20 protein-coding genes are annotated in these 20,800 nt (G+C 64.9%); 9 read left to right on the top strand and 11 right to left on the bottom strand.

All coding sequences use genetic code 11. The features are described from left to right. Positions 1-19 precede the first annotated feature (19 nt). Genes I6F24_RS13880 through I6F24_RS13895 form a run of 4 tightly spaced genes read right to left on the bottom strand, consistent with a single transcriptional unit; the run spans position 20 to position 3,599 of the window. Positions 20-808: an ABC transporter ATP-binding protein gene (locus I6F24_RS13880; protein ID WP_225149316.1), complete on the bottom strand. Its 789-nt coding sequence runs from the start codon at positions 806-808 to the stop codon at positions 20-22. A gap of 3 nt (positions 809-811) precedes the next feature. Further along, positions 812-1,570 carry an ABC transporter ATP-binding protein gene (locus I6F24_RS13885; RefSeq protein WP_225149317.1) on the bottom strand — a complete coding sequence of 253 codons (759 nt, stop codon included), beginning with the start codon at positions 1,568-1,570 and terminating at the stop codon, positions 812-814. Next, positions 1,567-2,718 (bottom strand): branched-chain amino acid ABC transporter permease, encoded by a 1,152-nt coding sequence (locus I6F24_RS13890; RefSeq protein ID WP_225149318.1) that lies wholly within the window; start codon positions 2,716-2,718, stop codon positions 1,567-1,569. The genes I6F24_RS13885 and I6F24_RS13890 overlap by 4 nt, the downstream gene beginning before the upstream one ends. 5 nt (positions 2,719-2,723) lie before the next feature. Next, positions 2,724-3,599, bottom strand: coding sequence for a branched-chain amino acid ABC transporter permease (locus I6F24_RS13895; RefSeq protein WP_036021277.1), 876 nt, complete (start codon positions 3,597-3,599; stop codon positions 2,724-2,726). A 274-nt stretch (positions 3,600-3,873) separates the two neighbouring features. Between I6F24_RS13895 and I6F24_RS13900 the strand changes: the two genes are divergently transcribed. From I6F24_RS13900 to I6F24_RS13925, 6 genes are all read left to right on the top strand, one after another. Then, a complete protein-coding gene (locus I6F24_RS13900; RefSeq protein WP_057028575.1) occupies positions 3,874-4,623 on the top strand; it encodes an ABC transporter ATP-binding protein in 750 nt (249 codons plus the stop codon). Beyond that, complete coding sequence (locus I6F24_RS13905; protein WP_225149319.1) at positions 4,620-6,149, top strand: permease; 1,530 nt, start codon at positions 4,620-4,622, stop codon at positions 6,147-6,149. The genes I6F24_RS13900 and I6F24_RS13905 overlap by 4 nt, the downstream gene beginning before the upstream one ends. Positions 6,150-6,240: 91 nt before the next feature. Then, on the top strand, positions 6,241-7,053 hold the full coding sequence (locus I6F24_RS13910) for an MBL fold metallo-hydrolase (protein WP_035997591.1): 813 nt from the start codon (positions 6,241-6,243) through the stop codon (positions 7,051-7,053). 68 nt (positions 7,054-7,121) lie between these two features. Then, positions 7,122-8,066, top strand: a complete 945-nt coding sequence (locus I6F24_RS13915) for an EamA family transporter (RefSeq protein WP_050995832.1) — start codon at positions 7,122-7,124, stop codon at positions 8,064-8,066. Positions 8,067-8,137: 71 nt separating this feature from the next. Continuing rightward, entirely contained in the window at positions 8,138-8,659 is a 522-nt protein-coding gene (locus I6F24_RS13920) for a hypothetical protein (RefSeq protein WP_225149320.1), read from the top strand. A gap of 110 nt (positions 8,660-8,769) precedes the next feature. Further along, positions 8,770-9,822, top strand: a complete 1,053-nt coding sequence (locus I6F24_RS13925) for an amidohydrolase family protein (RefSeq protein ID WP_225149321.1) — start codon at positions 8,770-8,772, stop codon at positions 9,820-9,822. 80 nt (positions 9,823-9,902) lie between these two features. Here the strand turns inward: I6F24_RS13925 and I6F24_RS13930 are convergent, their stop codons facing one another. Then, entirely contained in the window at positions 9,903-10,358 is a 456-nt protein-coding gene (locus tag I6F24_RS13930; protein ID WP_035997581.1) for a cupin domain-containing protein, read from the bottom strand. A gap of 237 nt (positions 10,359-10,595) precedes the next feature. On the opposite strand from I6F24_RS13930, the gene I6F24_RS13935 reads away from it, so the two are divergent. Next, the gene (locus tag I6F24_RS13935) at positions 10,596-11,150 is read left to right on the top strand and encodes a hypothetical protein (protein WP_225149322.1); all 555 of its coding nucleotides are present in this window, start codon (positions 10,596-10,598) and stop codon (positions 11,148-11,150) included. Positions 11,151-11,239: 89 nt separating this feature from the next. Here the strand turns inward: I6F24_RS13935 and I6F24_RS13940 are convergent, their stop codons facing one another. Further along, on the bottom strand, positions 11,240-12,499 hold the full coding sequence (locus I6F24_RS13940; protein WP_035997576.1) for an aminopeptidase: 1,260 nt from the start codon (positions 12,497-12,499) through the stop codon (positions 11,240-11,242). A 113-nt stretch (positions 12,500-12,612) separates the two neighbouring features. Then, entirely contained in the window at positions 12,613-13,974 is a 1,362-nt protein-coding gene (gene pcaB, locus I6F24_RS13945) for a 3-carboxy-cis,cis-muconate cycloisomerase (protein ID WP_074447728.1), read from the bottom strand. 396 nt (positions 13,975-14,370) lie between these two features. Here pcaB and I6F24_RS13950 point away from each other — a divergent pair, with 396 nt between their 5' ends. Beyond that, complete coding sequence (locus tag I6F24_RS13950; protein WP_109142357.1) at positions 14,371-15,927, top strand: winged helix-turn-helix domain-containing protein; 1,557 nt, start codon at positions 14,371-14,373, stop codon at positions 15,925-15,927. 43 nt (positions 15,928-15,970) lie between these two features. Here the strand turns inward: I6F24_RS13950 and I6F24_RS13955 are convergent, their stop codons facing one another. The 4 genes from I6F24_RS13955 to I6F24_RS13970 form a co-directional block, all read right to left on the bottom strand. Next, on the bottom strand, positions 15,971-16,648 hold the full coding sequence (locus I6F24_RS13955; protein WP_225149323.1) for a hypothetical protein: 678 nt from the start codon (positions 16,646-16,648) through the stop codon (positions 15,971-15,973). A gap of 90 nt (positions 16,649-16,738) precedes the next feature. After that, on the bottom strand, positions 16,739-17,452 hold the full coding sequence (locus tag I6F24_RS13960; RefSeq protein WP_192893067.1) for a hypothetical protein: 714 nt from the start codon (positions 17,450-17,452) through the stop codon (positions 16,739-16,741). A 133-nt stretch (positions 17,453-17,585) separates the two neighbouring features. Next, the gene (locus tag I6F24_RS13965) at positions 17,586-17,834 is read right to left on the bottom strand and encodes a hypothetical protein (protein ID WP_035997560.1); all 249 of its coding nucleotides are present in this window, start codon (positions 17,832-17,834) and stop codon (positions 17,586-17,588) included. 136 nt (positions 17,835-17,970) lie between these two features. Then, positions 17,971-18,936 (bottom strand): nitronate monooxygenase, encoded by a 966-nt coding sequence (locus tag I6F24_RS13970; protein ID WP_225149324.1) that lies wholly within the window; start codon positions 18,934-18,936, stop codon positions 17,971-17,973. A 108-nt stretch (positions 18,937-19,044) separates the two neighbouring features. Between I6F24_RS13970 and I6F24_RS13975 the strand changes: the two genes are divergently transcribed. Continuing rightward, a complete protein-coding gene (locus tag I6F24_RS13975; RefSeq protein ID WP_225149325.1) occupies positions 19,045-20,607 on the top strand; it encodes an AMP-binding protein in 1,563 nt (520 codons plus the stop codon). The last annotated feature ends 193 nt before the right edge of the window (positions 20,608-20,800 follow it).

The following is a 20,800-nucleotide window of genomic DNA, read 5'->3' on the forward strand; positions in this document are numbered from 1 at the left end:
TCTTACTGCCAGCTCGTCCTCACCGCCACGTCTTCTTCTTTTTCCAGCGCCGCTCGCCGCGCGCGCCGGCTTCCTTGGCGCCAAGGTAGAATTCCTGGATGTCCTGGGAATGCATCAAGCGGTCGCAGGTATCGTTCATCACGATACGGCCGATCTCCAGCACATAGCCGTAATGGGCGGTTTCCAGCGCCACCTTGGCATTCTGCTCGACCAGCAAGATCGACATGCCCTGCTCCTCGTTGACCCGGCGGATGATGGTGAATATCTCCTTCACCAGCAGCGGCGACAGGCCGAGCGATGGCTCGTCGAGCAAGAGCAGCGTCGGCCGGTTCATCAGCGCGCGCCCGATCGCGAGCATCTGCTGCTCGCCGCCGGAGAGCTGGCCCGCCGGCTGGTTGATGCGCTCCTTCAGGCGCGGGAAATAGCCGTAGACGCGATCCATGTCCTCCGCGACGCGGTCCCGGTCCTTGCGCGGATAGGCACCCATCATCAGGTTCTCGCGCACCGTGAGAAACGGGAACACCTCGCGCCCCTCGGGCACGTGGCTGAGGCCGAGCCGCACGATGCGGTCGGCCTCCATGCGCTGGATCGGCTTGCCCATGAACTCGATCGCGCCCTTCTGCGGATCGAGGATGCCGGAGATGGTCTTCAGCACCGTGGTCTTGCCGGCCCCGTTGGCCCCGAGCAGCGTGACGATGCGCCCGCGCGGCACCTCCAGCGAGATGCCGCGGATCGCCATGATCGGCCCGTAATAGCTCTCGATGTTGGAGAGCTTGAGGATGATATCCTGGGGCGCAGCGGCATCCATCGATCAGGCTCCCAGATACGCGGCAACGACGTCGGGGTGCTGCTGCACTTCAGCGGGCGAGCCCATCGCCAGCACCCTTCCGTAGTTCAGTGCGATGACGCGATCGGAGACCCGGTTGACCAGCGACATGTCGTGCTCGACCATCAGCACCGTGATGCCGAGCTCGGTTCTCATGTCCCGAATCCAGAACGACATATCGCCGGTCTCCTCCACGTTGAGACCCGAGGACGGCTCGTCCAGCAGGATCAGCTTCGGCTCCGAGCACAGCGCGCGCGCCAGCTCGATCACCTTGCGCACGCCGTAAGGCAGGCCCGAGATCAGCTTGTCGCGATAGGGTTCGAGGTCGAGGAATTCGATGACCTGCTCGACCCGGCGGCGGTGAACCTTTTCGTTGGCCCGCACGCTCGGCAGGAACAAGAGCTCCTGCCACAGCTGCGTGGTCGAATGGCGGTGGCGGCCGACCAGAAGGTTCGACAGCACGGTCGCGTTCTCGAACAGCTCGATGTTCTGGAAGGTACGGGCGATGCCGAGCTTGGCGATGTCGTAGGGCGGCTGCTCGGTGATGTCCTGGTTCTCGAAGAAGATACGGCCCGAGGTCGGCCGGTAGATCCGCGAGATCAGGTTGAAGATCGAGCTCTTGCCGGCTCCGTTCGGGCCGATGATCGAGAGGATCTCGCCCTTCTCCACCGCGAACGAGACCGCATCGACCGCCTTGAGGCCGCCGAAATGCAGCGACAGGTTCTCGGCGCGGAAATAGCTCATCGATTGCGCTCCGACTTCACGTAGATCTTCTGCCGCTTGAAGGTGGCGCGCTTGTAGAGAGGAAACAGCTGGAAGAAGAGCTTGATCTTGAGCCAGCGGCCGTAGAGCCCGAGCGGCTCGAACAGCACGAACAGCACGATGATGATGCCGTAGATCGCGCCCTTCAGGCCGTTGAGCGAGGCGAAGGCCGCGACCTTCGCCTCGATATTGCCCGCAGTCGCCGTGCCGGCGCCGAATGTCGCGGCAATGCCAGCGATGATGCCGGGCATGTCGTCCTTGAGATAGGTGAGGAACGGGTCGATCATCACGATGAAGATCGCGCCGAGCACGGCGCCGTGCAGGCTGAAGGTGCCGCCGATCAGGATCACGATGATGAACTCGATCGAGAGCTGAAGCGTGAACATCTCCGGCGAGATGAAGGAGAGCTTGTGCGCGAACAGGACGCCGGCAAAGCCGGTGATCGCGGCCGAGATCGCGAACGACTTCACCTTGTAGAGCGCGACATTGACGCCCATGCTGCGCGCCGCCGTCTCGGAATCGCGGATCGCGACGAAGGCGCGGCCCGTCGGCGAACGCAGCAGATTGAGCGTGCCGACGATGGTCAGCACCAGCACGGCAAGGCAGAGGTAATAGAAGGTCGGGCTGTCGCGCGGCACGGCGACGCCGAGCAGCGACAGCGTCTTGACCCGCATGCCCTCGTTACCGTGGGTAACGCTTTCCCACCGCGCCAGGATCTCCTCCACGATCAGGGCAAACGAGATGGTGGCGATGACGAGATAGATGCCGGTGAGGCGCAGCGCCGGAAAGCCGACGATCGCGCCGATGATGCCGGTCAACAGCCCCGCCGCGAGGAAGTAGACGGGGAACGGCACGTTGTACTTCTGCAAGTACGCCGCCGTGTAGGCGCCGATCGCGAGGAACGCCGCGTGCCCAAGCGAGGCCTGGCCGGTGAAGCCGGTCAGAATCAGCAGTGCCACGCCGACGATCGCATAGATGCAGACGAAGACGAGCTGGCTCATCAGATAGCTGGAGAGCACGTGGGGCGCGATCAGCAGCAGCGCGAGCAGGACGCCGTAGGTGACGACGTAGCCCGAATGCGGGAACAGCTTGATGTCGTCCTCGTAGTCGGTCTTGAACAGGAAGCGCATGGCGTTCAGACCTTCTTGCGGACGTGGAGGCCGAACAGGCCCTCGGGCTTCAGCAGCAGCACGGTGAGCAGCACGATGTAAGGCGCGGCGTCCTTCCAGCCCTCGGGCAGGTAAAAGCCGGCCATGCTCTCGATCACGCCGATCAGGACGCCGCCGACCACCGCGCCCGGGATCGAGCCGAAGCCGCCGAGCACGGCGGCGGGAAACGCCTTCAGGCCGAGCACGAGGCCGACATTGGAGTGGATGAAGGTGATCGGCGCCAGCAGCACGCCGGCACAGGTCGCGACCGCAGCGCTGATCGCCCAGACCACCGCCACCACGCGCTTGACCGGAATGCCCATGTAATAGGCCGCCAGCATGTTCTCGGAGCTGGCGCGCATGGCGGTGCCGAGCGTGGTCTTGTTGAAGAACAGCCAGAGCAGGGTGCACAGGATCATCGTCGCTGCGATCACCGAGAGCTTGTCGTAGGCGAGCACCAGCGAGCCCATGCGCAGCACGCCCTGGCTGAACGGCGTTTCGATCTTCAGGTCGTCGGTGCCCCAGATCATCCCCGCGACCGAACGCAGAAAATAGCCGAGACCGATCGTGACCATGATGATGGAGAACTGGGGATAGCCGAGGATCGGCCGCACGACCACGCGCTCGGCCAGCATGCCGAACAGCGCCATGGCGGCGACCGCACCGGCGAAGCCGATCCAGTAGTTCAGGCCCATCATGCCGATGAAGGTGAAGGCGAAGAAACCGCCCAGCATCATCAGATCGCCCTGGGCAAAATTGACGACTTCGGTGGCCTTGTAGACGAGCACGAAGCCGAGCGCGATCAGGCCGTAGACGCAGCCGAGCGCAACACCGCTGACCAGCTGCTGAACGAAATCCAGCATTGACGCGCGTCCTCCCCGATGCAACCGGCGTTCTTCGAGGCCGCCTTGCCGCATCTTGTGTCCAGTCGCTACGCAGTCGTTTCGCCGCGTTAGCGCCATTTGTCCGGAATCAATTCAGCCTGAACGCCCGCGCGCTGTCAACAAACGGTGACTTGTCGGGATGCCTTGCCTTTAGTCCAATCCGGTTGGCGGAATTTGCGGCAGTGCGATTCACGGTGCCGAAACATCTTCGGGTCATGGTCGCGGGCGATGCAAACCGGATGGTGTGGCCGTCATGAAGCCGGACAACTCGGCCCTGGAAGTCCGAGGGTTAACGAAGCGTTTTGACCGTCTGGCGGTCGACAGCCTCGATCTCACCATTCACGCCGGCGAATTCTACGCGCTGGTCGGCCCCAATGGCGCCGGCAAGACCACCACTTTACGCATGGTTGCGGGCCTGCTCAGGCCCGATGCCGGCGCCGTCTCGATCTTCGGCATCGATGCGCTCCAAGACCCCGTCGCCGCCAAGCAGGTGATGGCCTGGGTCTCCGACGAGCCCATGATCTATGACAAGCTCACCCCGCTCGAATATCTCGAATTCGTCGCCGGCCTCTGGGGCATCGCGCCGTCGATCTCGCAACCGGCCGCCGAGGAACTGCTCGATTCGCTCGGCCTCGAGGCGCACCGCCACGAGCGCTGCGAGGGCTTTTCCAAGGGCATGCGCCAGAAGGTCGCTCTCGCAGGGGCGCTGGTGCACGATCCCCGCCTCATCATTCTCGACGAACCCTTGACGGGGCTCGATGCGGTTTCCGCCCGCCATGTGAAGGGCCTGCTCAGCGCGCGTGTCCGCGCCGGCTGCACCGTCATCATGACCACGCATATCCTCGAAGTCGCCGAGCGCATGGCCGACCGCATCGGCGTGATCGCCTCCGGCCGCCTGGTCGCGGAAGGCACGCTCACCGAGCTGCGCCACCAGAACGGCCATGCCGACACCAGCCTGGAAGACCTCTTCATCGCGCTGGTGACGCTTCAGGAAGCGGCATGAGCTCGGCCACCGCGCTGTCCTGGTTTGCCCGCCACGAGCTGCGGCTCGCCTGGCGCGAATGGCTCGCCATGATGACGGGCGGGCGGCGCAAACGGGCGCGCGCCGCAATCATCGGCCTCATGTGCTTCGCCGCGCTGCTCCACCTGCCGGCCTGGGCGGTGATCGGCCGTTTCGCCGACCTGCAGTTGCCGCTCGACAAATCCTCTCTGATCGTGATTTCGGCGACGATCTTTCTCGCCTGGACCTTGATGCTGTCGCAGGCGATCGAATCCGTGACGCGGGTATTCTACGCCCGCGCCGATCTCGACCTGATCATGTCCTCGCCGGCGCGGCTGGCCAATCTGTTCTCGGTCCGCATCGCCGCGATCGCGCTGACCGTCACCGTGCTGGCGCTGCTGTTCTCGACGCCCTTCATCGACGTTCTGGTGATCGGCGGCGGCGCGCGCTGGCTGGCGGCCTTCGGCGTCGTCATTGCGATGGGCCTGTCCGCGGCGGCGATCGCGATCGCCGTCACCATTCTCCTGTTCCGGTTGATCGGCCCGGCGCGGACGCGCCTGATCGCACAGATCCTCGCCGCCATCATCGGTGCGGGTTTCGTGATCGCGCTTCAGGTCGCCGCGATCATGTCCTACGGCACGCTGTCGCGCTTCACCATCCTGACCTCGGGCAGCGTTGCCGCCTACGCCCCCGACGTCGACAGCATCTGGTGGTGGCCGGCGCGGGCAGCGATGGGCGACAGCGAGGCGCTAGCGCTGCTTCTCGCGCTCGCTCTGGTCATGCTCGGCGGCGTGATGGCGATCTTCTCGCACCGCTTTGCCGACACCGCGATCGATGCGGCGGCCTACGCCACGTCCGGCCGCGTCCGTGCCAAGGAGCGCCCGTTCCGCGGCGGACCGCGCCAGCAGGCGCTGCGTCGCAAGGAATTCATGCTGCTGTGGCGCGATCCATGGCTGATCTCGCAGACCTTGATGCAGCTGCTCTATCTGGTGCCGCCGGCGCTGCTGCTCTGGCGTAATTTCGCCGACAGCTCCGCGGCGCTGACACTGATCACACCCGTCATCGTGATGGCGGCCGGACAGCTCGCCGGCGGACTCGCCTGGCTAACGATCTCGGGCGAGGACGCGCCCGACCTGGTCGCGACCGCGCCCTTGATGCCGTCCGGCATCATCCGTGCCAAGATCGAGGTGGTGCTGATCGCGATTGCCGCAATCTTCGCTCCGCTGCTCGCGGCGCTAGCCTTTGCCTCGCCATCCCAGGCCGCAATCAGCGCGGGTGCGATCATCATCAGCGCGGCCTCGGCGACCGCGATCCAGCTCTGGTTCCGGGTGCAGGCAAGGCGCAGCCAATTCCGGCGCCGTCAGACGTCTTCGAGGCTTGCAACCTTCGCCGAGGCCTTTTCCTCGATCGGCTGGGCCGCCACCGCCGCACTGCTGCTCGCCCTTCCCCTGGCCGGCCTCATCAGCGGCCTGATTACCGCAGGCCTCGTCGCGGTCACCTGGAAGTTCAGCCCGAAGCGCGAGCAATAGGTGCGACACTGACGCGCTGTTGATCGCACCCCATTGGCGATGCTCCGCATTGCACGCTAGACTTCGCTGTGAAGTCATCGGGGACGGATCCATGCGACGACTGGTTTTGGCGGCTATCGCGCTGTTCGGCGCATTCCTGACCCCTGCCCTGGCCCAGCAACCACTGCGCAGCGAATGCCTGGCGATGGCCAACGCGGCGCCGCGGATCATGCCGGTCGTCTTCAGGCAGGCTGCAGCTGCGCCCGAGGTCGAGATCACCTATGCCGGCCATTCCACCTATTTCATCGACACGCCCGCCGGCTTGCGCATCGCCACCGATTATAGCGGCGCCTACCAGGTCGGGCGACTGCCCGATGTCGTCACCATGAACCGGGCGCACAGCACCCATTACACTCTCTTTCCGGACAAGCGCATTCCCCACGTGCTGCATGGCTGGAGCGAGGACGGCAAGCCGGCGATCGTGTCGCAGCGCATCAGCGACACCTTCATCCGCAACGTCACCACCGACATCCGCCGCTATTACGGCGACGATGCCGGCAGCGACATGATCCGCGACGGCAATTCCATCTTCATCTTCGAGGCAGCCGGCCTCTGCATCGGCCATCTCGGCCACCTCCATCACAAGCTCGACGACAGCCATTTCGCCCAGATCGGACGGCTCGACATCGTGATGGTGCCGATCGACGGCACCTATACCATGACGCTCGACGGCATCTCCGAGATCACCAAGCGGCTGCGCGCCTCGGTGGTACTGCCGATGCACCGCTTCGCCACTCCGCTCGACGACTTCATGCGCCGGATCGGCCAGCAATTCGAGATCGACCGGCGCGTCGAGCGCTCCTTCCGGATGTCACGGGATACGCTGCCGACGAAGCCGACGGTGATCATCCTCGACGGGGTCTAACTCAGAACCGGAACGCATCACCCGTCAACGACTTGGTTGCTCCAAGACCCACCTCAGTCGGAGCAATCATGAGCAGACGGTTCCTGGTCATCGGCTCGTTTGCGGCCATCTATCTCCTGTGGGGTTCCACCTATTTCGCCATCACGCTGGGCTTGCAATCGATACCGCCGTTTCTGCTGATGGCAGTTCGATCGTTATGCGGCGGCATGATCTTGCTCGCCTTCAGCGGCAGGCATGTCGCGAATACCCCGGGCCGGACATGGTTGCAGGCAGGCCTTTGCGGGCTGCTTTTCTTCGTCGGCTGCCACGGCGTTCTCGCCTTCGCACAACAATCGGTTCCGTCCGGCGTGGCCGCCATCGTGCTCGCCACGATTCCGTTCTGGATCCTTCTGGCGGACACGCTTTTTCCGGGCGATCAGCACCCGCGGCCGATCGCGCTGCTCGCGCTCATCCCCGGCTTCGTGGGCGTCGGGCTCGTGGCATGGCAAAACGCCCAGCAGGCCGGCATCAGCATGCTTCCGATCGTCTGGCTGCTCGCGGCGGCGCTGTCGTGGTCGATCGGCACCGTGCTGTCGCGCAGCATGTCGCATCAAGCATCCGCGATCGCGCTGTCTGGCATGCAACTGTCGATCGGGGGCGCCGTGTTGTTCGCGATCAGCTGGCTGACGGGCGAGCTGGAGAGTTTTAGACCGAGCGAGGTCTCAATGACGTCCGTTGCAGCAGCTCTTTGGCTGATCGTCTCCGGCAGCGTCATCGGCTTCGCCGCCTACAATTGGCTGCTCGAGAATGTCTCGACCTCCCTGGTCTCGACCTACACATTCGTCAATCCGGTCATCGCGGTGCTGCTCGGCACCCTCGTGCTCGGAGAGCCGTTCTCTCGCATGATGCTCGTGGGCGCGAGTCTCGTCATTGTCGCCGTTGTCGCCATCTGGCGTGCTGAGAGCTCGAGCAATCGGTCGACGCAGGCGGAGGCCGATCGTCCCATGAGACATCTGTCGCTGCGCAAGACCTGACGACCGACGGCAATTTTCTCCAAGTCGCCCGCGGCTCATCCGTGCTGAATCCTCCGCAGCAGGAGAGCAACATGAACGACTTTGCGAGACTTCTTCACGCCAGCGCACCGCATCCCGAGCACGCGGCCGCGCTCCGGCTCTACGGCCGTTTCGTCGGCGACTGGGACGCCGAGATCACCGCCTTTGGACCGGACGGCAGAAGCCACACCGCGCCGGGCGAAATCCATTTCGGCTGGGTGCTGGAAGGCCGTGCGGTGCAGGACGTCTGGATCATTCCCCGGCCGGCGGGCAGCGCAGCCTTTCCGATCGCCGGCAATTGGTACGGCACCACGCTGCGCGTCTACGATCCGGCCATGGATGCGTGGCGGATTTCCTGGTTCGATCCGGGCCGCCGCGTGTTCCGGCAGCAGCTCGGCCGTCCCCGCGGCGAGGACATCGTGCAGGAAGGCACGACCGAATCCGGCGAGCTGACGCGCTGGAGCTTTACTGAGATTACCGCGGACTCCTTCCGTTGGCGTGGGGAGGTCAAGCCGGCCACGGCAGTGGACTGGCGGCTGATGGTCGAAGTAAGAGCAAGACGGCGGACGGGCTGACGAGCATACCGCATTGCTCGTGATGATGGGTGCGGTTGCGCAAGGCGCGCTGCTGCATGCGGAAATGAGGTGCTAGGCTCCCGACACAAAACATCAGGGAGCGAAGGCCGATGGCAGCAAGCGGTGTGCCCGCCAACACGAGCGGGCTGTTCGTCGATCCGCGTGAGGACTGGCTCGCGCTGCATCGGGAGGAGATCATCGATCCCTTGCGGCCGATCGTCGATCCCCATCATCATCTGTGGAATCGCGGGCACCGCTATCTGATCGAGGAGATAGCCGCCGACATCGCCTCCGGTCACAACGTCATCGCCACCGTCTATGTCGACTGCCGTTCGATGTACCGCGCGCATGGACCCGAGGCGTTCCGGCCCGTTGGCGAGGTCGAGTTCGCCAACGGCGTCGCCGCCATGAGTGCGAGCGGCGGCTTCGGCAAGGCCGCGATCTGCGCCTGCATCGTCAGCCATGCCAATCTGCTGCTCGGCGACGCTGCAAAGGGCGTGCTGGAAGCCGAGATCGCCGCAGGCAACGGCCGCTTTCGCGGCATCAGGCATTCCTCAGCCTGGGATGAAGATCCTGTCGTCGCCGGCATGTATGCGAACAGGCCGAAGGGATTGTTGCAGGACCCGACCTTCCGCAAAGGCTTTGCCTGCCTCGCCCCCCTCAAGCTCAGCTTCGATGCCTGGCTGTTCCATCCGCAGATCGGCGAGCTCACGGCGCTGGCGCGCGCCTTCCCCGACACCAGGATTGTGCTCGACCATTGCGGCGGCCCGGTCGGAACCGGCCGCTTCGCGGGCCGGCGCGAGGAGGTGTTTGCGCAATGGCGCGCCTCGATCCGGGAGATCGCGACATGCGAAAATGTGGTGGTGAAGCTCGGTGGTCTCGCGATGTGCCTGCTTGGCTACGACTTCCATTTGCGCGAGAGGCCGCCGACATCCGAGGAGCTTGCCGCGGCCTGGCGGCCCTATGTCGAGACCTGCATCGAGGCGTTCGGCCCGAAGCGCGCGATGTTCGAAAGCAATTTCCCCCCGGACAAGGGCCAGTGCAGCTACCAGGTGATCTTCAACGCCTTCAAGCGTATCACCTCAAAGCTGAGCGAGGCCGACAAGACGGCGTTGTTCTCGCAGACCGCGATCGACGTCTACCGGCTCGAGCTGCCGTCATGATGAAAAGAGGGGCCGGGACTTGATCCCGACCCCTCTTCGTCGTGGCCGCTGGGAAGCGTCCTTGAAACCCTGGTGTCCGCTTAGCCGGCGCCCATCAGCGAGGCCGGACGGCGCTCGCCGGTGGAGGCGAACATCTTCTTCAGCTTGTTGATGACGCGGATCAGGAAACCGATCATCACCGGATTGGTCTTGCGGCAGAAGGCGATCTTCTTGACGTGGCCTTCGACATGCCATTTGGCATGCGCGCCGTCGCGGAAGAAAATGACGTCGCCGGGGCCGTAGCGCTTGGGCGGCATGCCGTCGCTCTCGAGCACGATCGATCCTTCCATGATCATGATCGTCTCGTCGATGTCGTAGTACCAGTTGAAGCGGCCTTCGGTGCAGTGCCAGATGATTGTCTGCGCGGTGCCATCGGCGCTGGTCGACAGCACCCGGGAGCGGGATACCGGATTGCCCTCGATGATCCAGGACGGCTCGATCGGCCGCAGCTCGAGGTCCACATTGCAACTACCGATTTCAATCAATGTGCGCGACATCTGCTTCCCCAGAAGATTTAAATATGAATGGCCGGGTCTCGGCCCGGATTGCTTCGAAAGAAGTTGGGACGCTAGTAGGCTGCTTTTAATTCTTTCTTACATGGCACTCGACAATCAGCCCCGAGTTGCGGGTGCGATACGGTTAACGTCACGATTTCCTCTGCGAATTCGCACATATGAACCTAGCTTGTCCGGGATGCGACAAAGTGCGCGAAGTCTTGGGAAGGAGCCGCACCGATGCCCCTCACGCCGGAGATGCTGACAGCCAACAGCGAGGTCGTCGCCAGGCTCCGCAGTCTCGACGTCTCCTTCGCACCGGACGAGGAGCCCTGGTTCACCATCGACGGCGTCGAAAGCCCGCGGCACATCGGCAGTGACAGCTCCGGCAGCGCGTTCGTGCTGCTGCCGTCGCAGAATGTGCTCTATGTCTCGTCAGAGGGCCGCGCGGGCATCATCGCGGAAAGTTTCGATGCATTGATCCAGCTTGTCGTTGCCCGTCCCTACTGGCGCGACATCCTCAAATTCTCCGGGGGCGGCGACCTTGCAGAGATGCGCCGCGCGGCGGATGCGCTGGAGGCAAGGCTCCAAGACGAGGATGACGTCAGCGAGGCCCGCGAACAGATCCGCGGCGCGCTCGCGCTGGCGGACGCGGACGATCCGATTGGCGCGCTCTACGAGGCGGTGGCGGCGTCCGACGCGATCGTGCGGGCCACCGACGGCAGCCCGTTCACGACGCTGTTCAACCGCTTCAGCATCGACAACAGCCCGACCCTGCGCAACGCGGCGGCGTGAGGGGGAAGACTGACGCGAGGACGTTCACCTCTCCCCAGCGGGGAGAGGTTGACCACGTCCTGGGCTGCCTATTTGGACCAAAATCTAGATTACGACTTCGCCCATTCGCCCTTGCGGAAGACGGGCACCTTGCTGCCGTCGGCCAAGATGCCGTCGATGTCGGTCTCGGCCGAGCCGATCATCCAATCAATATGGATCAGGCTCTGGTTGCCGCCTTGCGCCGCGATCTGCTGCGGCGTGAGCTGGGCACCGTTGACGAAGCATTTCGAATAGCACTGACCGAGCGCGATGTGCGAGGCCGCGTTCTCGTCGAACAGCGTGTTGTAGAACAACAGCCCGCTCTGCGAGATCGGCGAGGAATGCGGCACCAAGGCCACCTCGCCGAGGCGCCGCGCGCCCTCGTCGGTATCGAGCACCTTGTTCAGCACCTCGGCGCCGCGCGAGGCCTTGGCGTCGACGATCTTGCCGTCCTCGAACCGCACCGCGATGTTGTCGATCAGCGTGCCCTGATAGGACAGCGGCTTCGAGCTCACGACGTGGCCGTAGACGCGGCGGCAATGCGGCGTGGTGAAGACCTCTTCGGTCGGGATATTGGCGTTGCAGCTGATGCCGTTCTTGGACAGCGAGGCGCCGCCTTCCCATTCGTGGCCGTCGGCAAGGCCGATGGTGAGATCGGTGCCGGGACCCGAGTACTGAAGCGCGCGGAAACGCTGGCCGTTGAGCCAGTTGGTGCGCTCGCGCAGCACCGCATTGTGGCTCGCCCAATTGCTGATCGCGTCCTCGCGATCGACACGGGACGCGGCGAAAATCGCGTCTGCGAGCTTGCCGACCGCAACGTCCTCGGGATCGTTCGGGAACACCAGCTTCGCCCAGGACGCGCTCGGATAGGCGATGATATTCCAGTTGGTGTCGAAATTGACGATCTTCTCCAGCGCAGGCTGATAGGCCATCGAATTGGCCTTGCTGGCGCGCGCCACCTTGGAAGGATCCTCGCCGGACAGCAACATCGGGTTGTCGCCGACGATGGCAAGCCGTGCAGTGTTGTCGGAGAACGCCTTGGCCATGCCCTCGTAGAGCCAGCCGGCGGCACGATCGAAACTGTTGTCGTGGCCGTGGCGGTAGCGCGCCAGCGTCATCTCCTCGTCCGACAGGATCGGCGTCACGAGGCCGGCGCCGGCCTTGTAGGCATGCACGGCGATCCGCCGCACCAGCGGCAGCGCGATCGCGGGCGCCGTCAGAAGCAGATCCTGTCCCGGCCGCAAGCCCAGGCCCACTTTCACCGCCACCTCGGCCAGCCGGTCGAGCTTCGCCGGATCGATGGGAGTGGAAGGATTGCGTTGATCAGTCATGCCGGGCCCTCTGCCGAAAGTCGCTCACACAATTTAAGTCTAGCATCGCGGGGCACAAGTATGCGAGCGTCTTGCGCCCTTGGAAAGATACGCAGTTTCACGCATTTTGGTTTTCAACGCGTTGCCGATGCCAGCACCCGGTCGACCATGGCGGGCGCAAGGCCGAGGTAATTTTTCGGTGAAGTGAGCGCCTCGATTGTGGCACGATCGATGTGGCTCGATATCCGTGAATCTGCGGATAGCGCGTCAGCAAGGGTCATTCCCTTCTCGTTGGCCTGACGGCAGGCGTCATAGACGACGTCGTGCGCCTCCTGCCGGCCGATCTGCGGGGCGAGGCCCATCATGACCGCTTCGGCCACAATCAGGCCGCGGCTGATGGCAAGATTGTCGTTCATCTTCGCCTCGTCCACGATGAGGCCCGCAAGCGCGAACTTCGCCTGGTGCAGCGCGCCGGCGGCCAGCACGAAGCTTTCGGGAATCGCCATCCATTCCGCGTGCCAGGGGCCGGTGGCACGCTCGAAATCCTGCACCATGGCGTCGAGCATCAGGCCGGCGTGCTGGCGCACCGCCTTGGAGGCCGCAAGCATCAGCTCCGAGGAGATCGGGTTGCGCTTCTGCGGCATGGTCGAGGAGGCGCCGCGCCCCTTGACGAAGGGCTCGTAGACCTCGGCGAACTCGGTCGAGGCCATGATCATGATGTCGAGCGCGATCTTGCCGAGAGAGCCGGTGACGAGAGCAAGGAAGTTCACGGCTTCGGCGAAGCCGTCGCGCGCGACGTGCCAGGTCGAGGCGGGAACGCCGAGCTTCAGCTCGTTGCAGAGCGCCTCCTGCACCTCGAACCCCCTGTCGCCGAGCGAAGCCAGCGTACCGGCCGCGCCGGCGAACTGACCGACCAGCACGCGCGGCTTCAGCTGCGCCAGCCGCTCGGCGTGGCGGTCGAACATCGCGAGCCAGATCGCGCTCTTGTAGCCGAAGGTCACCGGCAGCGCCTGTTGCAGATGGGTGCGGCCCGCCATCGCCGTGTCGCGATGGCGCTTCGACAGATCGGCGAGGATCTTGCGCAGCTCGGCGATGTCACGTTCGACGATCTCGAGCGCGGCGCGCAGTTGCAGCACCACGGCGGTGTCCATAATGTCCTGCGTGGTGGCGCCCCAATGCACGTAGCGGCCCGCCTCGCCGCATTGCTTCACCATTTGATGCACCAAAGGCAGGATCGGGTAGCCGACGACATCGGTCTCCTGCCTGAGCAGATCGAAGTCGAGCGCGCCGATGTCGGTCCGCGCCGCGATCGCTGCGGCCGCCTCGTGTGGGATCACACCGCACTTCGCCTCCGCCTTCGCCAGCGCCACCTCGACCTCGGCATAGCGTGCGACCGTCGCGACGTCCGAGAACACCTCGCGCATCTCAGGCGTACCGAAGGCGTCGCGAAACAGCAGGGAGTCGATCACAGTGCTGGCGGCAGGGAAAGCAGGCATGGGCGATTCTTTATGATTGGTGTTTTGTGTGGGCGACAGCTTACGCAGGCTGCGCAGCTCGGCAATGGACATTCGCAGTTTCGCCACACATTCGTCCTGCCCGGCAAGCGCGCGCCCATTGCCCGTTATCTTGGGTGCCGGAGCGAAGCGGAGGCCTCGGAGGCTGCTTCACAGCCTGCGTCCCGCACCTCAACATGACGGGATGATTGCGGTGGGAGATCTCGGCGGCCCCGACCGCAACATTCTAGTCGCGGATGTATTCCCCCGGAAAACCACATGGCTGCCATCACGCGATTGCGATGAACCAAACGCCCCCTTCGGCAGACACACGATCTTTCGACCCAAATTTCATTTTGTTTGTTTGCCCGATTTCGCAATGAGGCCCGAGTTTTCGACGTGCAGTTTCTGTTCCGGGACCACCTTCTCGATACCGACCGGCGCGAGCTGAGCCGCGAGCAGGTTCCCATTGCCGTGGAGCCGCAGGTTTTCGACCTCGTCGTCCACCTCATGCAGAACCGCGACCGGGTCGTCAGCAAGGACGAGCTGATCGACAAGATCTGGCACGGGCGCAGCGTCTCCGAATCCACCCTGACCAGCCGGATCAACGCGGCGCGCAAGGCGATCGGCGACGATGGCGCGAGCCAGTCGCTGATCCGTACCATCACCCGCAAGGGTTTTCGCTTCGTCGGCGACGTCCAGACACAAATCGGCGCGGTCGCGCCGGAGCCGGTCCGGATCGCCCCGTCCCAGGCCACCTTCGCTCTGCCGGAGCGGCCCGCGATCGCTGTGCTGCCCTTCACCAATATGAGCGGCGAGGTCCAGCAGGATTATTTCTCCGACGGTATCAGCGAGGACATCATCACGGCGCTGTCGAAGCTGCGCTGGTTCTTCGTCATCGCGCGCAACTCCTCCTTCGTCTACAAGGGCCGCGCCGTGCACATCCACGAGGTCGCGCGGGAGCTCGGGGTGCGCTACGTGGTCGAGGGCAGCGTGCGGCGGAGCGGCGAACGGGTGCGCATCTCGGCCCAGCTCAACGACGTCTCGACCGGCAGCCATCTCTGGGCCGAACGCTACGACCGCGAGCTCGCCGACATCTTCGCCGTGCAGGACGAGATCACGGAAGCGATCGTCGCCGCCATCGAGCCGCAGCTCTATGCTGCCGAAAGCTTCCGGGCCCAGCAGAAGCCGCCGGGCAGCCTGGATGCATGGGACCTCGTGATGCGCGCGTTGTCGCATTATTGGCGCATCACCCGCGAGGACAATGCCGCCGCGCAGAAGTTGCTGGAAGAAGCGGTCGCGGTCGATCCCGCCTATGGCAAGGCGCTCGGCCTGCTCGCCACCAGCCATATCTTCGGCGCGCATATGGGCTGGGCCGACATGGCTGCCACCATGCCGGTCGCCGAGCGTGCGGCGCTCGCGGCGGTGGAGGCCGACCGCGAGGATGCCTGGGCCCATCACGGCCTTGCTTACACCTACCTGTTCCGCCGCCGCTTCGACGACGCGCTGGCTGAATTCGAGCTGGCCTTGCGGCTCAATCCGAATTTCGCGATGGCGCATGCCTTCCACGGCGTGACGCTGTGCTATGCCGGACGTTGGCAGGACGGCGATGCCGCCGCCCGCCGCGCGCTGCGGCTGAGCCCGCGCGACCCGCTCGCGGCGATCTATTGCGGGGTTGCGGCCTATGCCCGGTTCGTCGGCCGCGACTACGCGGGCGCCGTGCAGATGGCTCGGGAATCGATGCGCCAGCGCGGGGATTTCGTCGGCGCCCACCGCGTGCTGACGGCCGCCGCCGGCATGCTCGGCGATCCCGCCCTCGCGGCATCCGCCCTGGAAGGCCTGCGCCGCACCCAGCCCGAGGTCTCGCTGGCCTGGATCACGCGCGAGCTGCCGATGCTGCGGGAAGAGGATCGTACGCACTATCTCGAGGGGTTGCGGCGCGCCGGAATGACGTGACGGTCGCTGGCGCGACCGCTCCGCTTGATCCCCGTGTCAGGTGCTAATCGTCGTCAGGCCCGAACAGCCTGATCTGCGGGAAGCCGCTGCGCGACCGCCCCGCGTAATCGCGCGCATCGGAATCCTCGCGGATGTTGCGCGCGACGTCATCCCAATCGGTGCGGTCGCGCAGGCCGCGCGGCTCGCGGGACTCGTAATAATAGCGGCGCTCGGCCCAGCGCTCGCGACGCTCGGCTCGGCGCCGTTCGGACGCGGCGCGCTTCACATCGGAATCCCTTGCCTTGGCATAGGCGTTATTCGGTAAGGACGACGGCTCGGTCGAGGCCTGCTGCTCGGCAGGCCTTGCGGCCTGTGGCGCAGCGGCGGGCTTCGGCGGCTCGACTGCAGCGGCTTGCGAGAGTTGCGGCGCCGGTGCGACATTCGCCTGCGTGGTTGGCGTGTCGGGTTTTGCGGGTTCAGACTTTGCTTCGGCCTGTGCGGGCGCGGCGATCATCGCACCGAAGGCTTGCGAGCCGGTGAGATAGTTCACGCGCTCGGAGGGAGCGTTGGTGCTGACCGGCGTGGGACTTGCCGCGCGCTGCGCCATCTTGCTGGTGTCCGGCCCCTGTTTTGACGCAACCGGATTCATGATGTTGCCGGCGACGATGCCGCCACCGAGACCAATGGCGATGGCCGCGACGATGGTTCCGGCACCGACAAAATAGGCTGTCGAGGCGCGCATTTGTCCACTCCCTCTTTCGGAGCGGGCAACGCGTGGGGATTGCCAGATGTTCCTGATAAGCCGCGGCTCCTCGACGAGGAACCGCGTGCGTCAGATCTGCTGCGCGACCTTCTCAAGCCCGATGAGGCGAGCGAGCTTGCGCACTTCTTCCTTCTGGTCGTCGCGAAGCTGGAACAACAGCGGCATCGCGGCCGACTTCAGCTGCTGCACCTCGTCGCAATTCGGATCGATCTGTGCGCTGGGCGGTGCATTCGGATTCGACAGCCTGTTCGCCTGGATCTTGCGCGCGACGTTGCGCAGCGCGGTCTCGACCGAGGGCCAGTAATATTCCTGAGACGAGGAGAGTTTCAGGCGATCCCTGATGCCTGCGATCTGCACGTCGGACAGCAGCGAGTAGGATTTTTGCGGCTGCGGCTTGGCGACGACTTTCGGCTTGGCCGGAACTTCGACGGCCGGAACCTCGGTCGCGGCGGGCGCCTCGTGCGCGCTCGGCTTCGGCATCGGAAAATCGGAGGGGGTGGCGGCGGCGAAGGCCTGACGCAGCGGCTCGGTCAGGACCGGTGCCTGCGCCAGCTTGTCGGCGGCAACCTGGACCGGCTCAATCGCGGCCGAGGCCAGCGCGAGCGTCGGAACCAGACGGTCGGCCTTGGCGGCGCGGTTGGTTGCGAGCGGCTTGGCTGGGGGCGTCTCGGCGATCATCGCGGCGCTGACGCTGGGAACGCTGTCGCGGCCGAGGATGGCGGTGGTGGCGGCGCCGAGGACGAGGAAACAGGTCAGCGCGACGATGGTGATGGCTTTGGACAAACGTCTCTCCGCGTCCGACTTCAAGTCCACGTGATCACTGCCCGGAAACTGGGCGATAATTAAGGCTGAACCGTGCTATTGCGGCGGCAATCGCGCGGACTAAGGCGACATCGCCCGGAAACCCCCAACGAAATCAGGCTGCTGCCGCAAGGTCATAGGCATCCTGGATGTCGGCGACGATCTCCGAGGCTTCCCAGACCGCGCGCGGCTCGACCGATTGCAGCGTCACCGTCCAATTGCCGCCGCGGCGGGTCCGGGGGATGCTGACGATGTCAAACCGGACGTTGCGGCACAGCGGGTGGCGGGCCAGCGCATGGGCGACGCGGACGCGGATCTCGTCCAGGGTCGCGGCCGTTTTGCCGTTGAGATAATTGAAGTCCATCGCCTGTCCCTCTCGTCCTGATTGGCGGCCACAAGAGGGATTCTTGGCTGGCGATGGTTAATCCGCCGTTAAGTGGGATGGGCCGGAGGCATGCGGGATTAACCCTGCCCGATCCGCTGTGGGAGAGGCGACGACGCTACCGCCCACCCGCTTCCCGATATTCGGTGATCGTCTGCGTAACGAGATCCTCGACCGCGAGCACATCGGTGACACCCGAGGTCGAATGCCCGCCGCTCCAGATATCGCGCCAGCGCTTGGGGCGGCTGTCGCGGGCGGCGACGTCGATATCCTCAGTGATATTGATCGCGCCGCGCGCCGGCAGATTGTCGGGATCGAGCCCGGCGGCCGCGATCGATGGCCTCAGCATGCTGGTCTGCAAGCCCGTGAACGCGGTGGTGAGCAAGATGTCGTCGGCGCTGCTCTCGACCAGCATCTGCTTGTGACGCTCGTCCGCCATGCTCTCACGCGTCGCGATGAACTTCGTGCCCATATAGGCGAGATCGCAGCCGAGCACTTCGGCGGCACGCAGCGCGCGACCGTCGCTAATTCCGCCCGCGAGCACGATGATGCCGTCGTAGAATGCGCGCACCGCACGGACGAAGGCGAACGGGTTGAGCCAGCCGGTCTGGCCGCCAGCACCGGCAGTGAGCAGGACCAGCCCGTCCGCCCCCGCTTCCGCGGCGCGTTCGGCATGGCGGATCGAGGCCACGTCCGCCAGCACCAGCGCGCCGGCGTCGTGCAGCGGCTTCAAGACTGGCGCCGGCGAGCCGACCGACGTAATGACGATCTCCGGCTTGTGCCGCAGCAGCACGGCGAGATCCTGCTCCAGCCGCGCATTGGAGCGGTGGACGATCAAGTTCGGGCAAAGTGGCGCTGCCTTTCGCCCGGTTTGATCTTCATGCTGCCGCAGCCGCAGCTTGATTTCGGTCAGCCATTCATCGAGCTGTTCCGCGCCACGGCAATTCGCGGTGGGAAAGCTGCCGATCACCCCGTTGCGGCAGGCTGCAACCATGAGCTCGACGCCCGATACCAGAAACATCGGCGCCGCGATCAGCGGCAGAGCAAGACGATCGCGGAAGCGTTGCAGTCGATCTGATGGCATGCATGCCTCCCTCGCGCGGGCTTTGTGGTTTCCTCCCGCAGTCTCTGTGCTAGCGTCGTCAGCAACATTGGCACGCCATAAGCCGGTGACAAAGCAACGAGGAAACATATGCCTGATCCGCTCCACGCATCATCCCCGGCTTGTGCGCAGACGCTACGGGCGCTGTCGCGCTATCCCGACCGCATTGCTTTCGCCTGGCCCGAGGGATCGCTGAGCTATCGGGGTGCCATCGACCTGATCGGACGGATCCAGGGCGTGTTCATGCGGCTCGGCTTGGAGCCCGGCGCCCGCGTAGCCTTCCTCACCGCGAACCGCGCCGACAGCTGGTGCGCCGGCGTCGCCGCCCAATTGGCCCGCCTCTGCATCACCTGGCTCCACCCTCTGGGCTCGCTGGAGGACCAGCTGTTTCAGCTCGAGGATTCCGAAGCCGAGATGCTGGTGGTGGATGCGGCCGCCTTCCGCGACCGCGGCGGCGAGCTCGCCGCGAAGGCCGGCCGGCTCAAGGCGGTCTTTAACATGGGACCGGCCGGCTACGGCGTCGATCTGCTGGCGGCGGTCGAGAGTGCGGGGCACGCCAGCGCACAGTGCCTCGCCGGCTCCGACGATCTCGCCACACTGAACTACACCGGCGGCACCACCGGAAAATCCAAGGGCGCGCTGCGCTATCACCGCGAAAATGCCGGCGCCGCCGGCGCGATCCTGGCCGACTTCGAGATTCCCGAGGCTGCGCGCTACCTCACGGTCGCGCCGATCAGCCATGTCGCGGGCACGAAGGTGCTGCCGACCCTGATGCGCGGCGGCACCGTGCACATGCTGAAAGGCTTCGATCCCGAAGCCGTGCTGTCAACGATCGCACGCGAGCGCATCAACTTCACGCTGTTCGTTCCGACCATGATCTATGTGCTGCTCGATCAGCCCGCGCTCGGCAAGACCGACCTCTCCTCGCTCGAGCTCGTGCTCTATGGCGCCTCCGCGATGTCGCCGAGCCGACTGCTGGAGGGCATCGAACGCATCGGCCCTGTGTTCTCGCAGCTCTACGGGCAGACCGAATGCTATCCCGTCTCGGTGCTGCGCAAGGCCGACCACGATCCCCAGCGGCCGGAGCTGTTCCTGTCCTGCGGCTTCCCGATCGCGGCCTGCGAGGTCAAGATCCTCGACGACAACGACCAGGAGGTGAAGACGGGCGAGGCCGGCGAGATCTGCGTGCGCGCGCCGCATGTGATGGCGGAGTACTGGAAGCGGCCCGATATCACCGCCGAGACGCTGAAGAACGGCTGGGTCCACACCGGCGACATCGCACGTCAGGACGAGCGCGGCTACATGTTCATCCTCGACCGCAAGAAGGACATGATCGTCACAGGCGGCTTCAACATCTTCCCCCGCGAGGTCGAGGACGTCCTGTCGCAGCACGCGGACGTGGCGATGGTCGCGGTCGTCGGCATTCCCGACGAGAAATGGGGCGAAGCCGTCACCGCTATCGTCGTCCCGCGTGAAGGGACGAAGCCCGATCCGGACGAGCTGATCAACCTGGTGAAGACGCGAAAAGGCTCGGCGCACGCGCCCAAGCAGATCCAATTCGTCAAGCAATTGCCGATGACCGGGGTCGGCAAGGTCGACAAGAAGGTGCTGCGTGCGGGCTTCTGGAGCGGGCGGGGCCGGATGGTGGGGTAAATACTCCGGAATTCTACGGTGTCGTTGTTGCTTCGGCACCACAGCCCGCAACGGAGTCTGCGACGGCGATGCCCGCGCAATTGCCGGCGAATCAGGGAATCAACTAGACCGCTGACGGGGCTGGGAAGCGGAGAGTGAAATGAGAGTCGCTTCCCTGGAAAGTGCAGTCGCCGCGATCACGTTGATCACGGCC

Origin of the sequence: Bradyrhizobium sp. BRP23 (genome assembly GCF_020194135.1) — a bacterium.
GTDB classification, from domain to species: Bacteria; Pseudomonadota; Alphaproteobacteria; order Rhizobiales; family Xanthobacteraceae; genus Bradyrhizobium; species Bradyrhizobium yuanmingense.

What these genes read in the sequence shown, in the direction of transcription:
- I6F24_RS13880 (WP_225149316.1), bottom strand. Translation starts at nt 808, where the DNA reads ATGGATGCCGCTGCGCCCCAGGATATCATCCTCAAGCTCTCCAACATC.
- I6F24_RS13885 (WP_225149317.1), bottom strand. Translation starts at nt 1,570, where the DNA reads ATGAGCTATTTCCGCGCCGAGAACCTGTCGCTGCATTTCGGCGGCCTC.
- I6F24_RS13890 (WP_225149318.1), bottom strand. Translation starts at nt 2,718, where the DNA reads ATGCGCTTCCTGTTCAAGACCGACTACGAGGACGACATCAAGCTGTTC.
- I6F24_RS13895 (WP_036021277.1), bottom strand. Translation starts at nt 3,599, where the DNA reads ATGCTGGATTTCGTTCAGCAGCTGGTCAGCGGTGTTGCGCTCGGCTGC.
- I6F24_RS13900 (WP_057028575.1), top strand. Translation starts at nt 3,874, where the DNA reads ATGAAGCCGGACAACTCGGCCCTGGAAGTCCGAGGGTTAACGAAGCGT.
- I6F24_RS13905 (WP_225149319.1), top strand. Translation starts at nt 4,620, where the DNA reads ATGAGCTCGGCCACCGCGCTGTCCTGGTTTGCCCGCCACGAGCTGCGG.
- I6F24_RS13910 (WP_035997591.1), top strand. Translation starts at nt 6,241, where the DNA reads ATGCGACGACTGGTTTTGGCGGCTATCGCGCTGTTCGGCGCATTCCTG.
- I6F24_RS13915 (WP_050995832.1), top strand. Translation starts at nt 7,122, where the DNA reads ATGAGCAGACGGTTCCTGGTCATCGGCTCGTTTGCGGCCATCTATCTC.
- I6F24_RS13920 (WP_225149320.1), top strand. Translation starts at nt 8,138, where the DNA reads ATGAACGACTTTGCGAGACTTCTTCACGCCAGCGCACCGCATCCCGAG.
- I6F24_RS13925 (WP_225149321.1), top strand. Translation starts at nt 8,770, where the DNA reads ATGGCAGCAAGCGGTGTGCCCGCCAACACGAGCGGGCTGTTCGTCGAT.
- I6F24_RS13930 (WP_035997581.1), bottom strand. Translation starts at nt 10,358, where the DNA reads ATGTCGCGCACATTGATTGAAATCGGTAGTTGCAATGTGGACCTCGAG.
- I6F24_RS13935 (WP_225149322.1), top strand. Translation starts at nt 10,596, where the DNA reads ATGCCCCTCACGCCGGAGATGCTGACAGCCAACAGCGAGGTCGTCGCC.
- I6F24_RS13940 (WP_035997576.1), bottom strand. Translation starts at nt 12,499, where the DNA reads ATGACTGATCAACGCAATCCTTCCACTCCCATCGATCCGGCGAAGCTC.
- pcaB (WP_074447728.1), bottom strand. Translation starts at nt 13,974, where the DNA reads ATGCCTGCTTTCCCTGCCGCCAGCACTGTGATCGACTCCCTGCTGTTT.
- I6F24_RS13955 (WP_225149323.1), bottom strand. Translation starts at nt 16,648, where the DNA reads ATGCGCGCCTCGACAGCCTATTTTGTCGGTGCCGGAACCATCGTCGCG.
- I6F24_RS13965 (WP_035997560.1), bottom strand. Translation starts at nt 17,834, where the DNA reads ATGGACTTCAATTATCTCAACGGCAAAACGGCCGCGACCCTGGACGAG.
- I6F24_RS13970 (WP_225149324.1), bottom strand. Translation starts at nt 18,936, where the DNA reads ATGCCATCAGATCGACTGCAACGCTTCCGCGATCGTCTTGCTCTGCCG.
- I6F24_RS13975 (WP_225149325.1), top strand. Translation starts at nt 19,045, where the DNA reads ATGCCTGATCCGCTCCACGCATCATCCCCGGCTTGTGCGCAGACGCTA.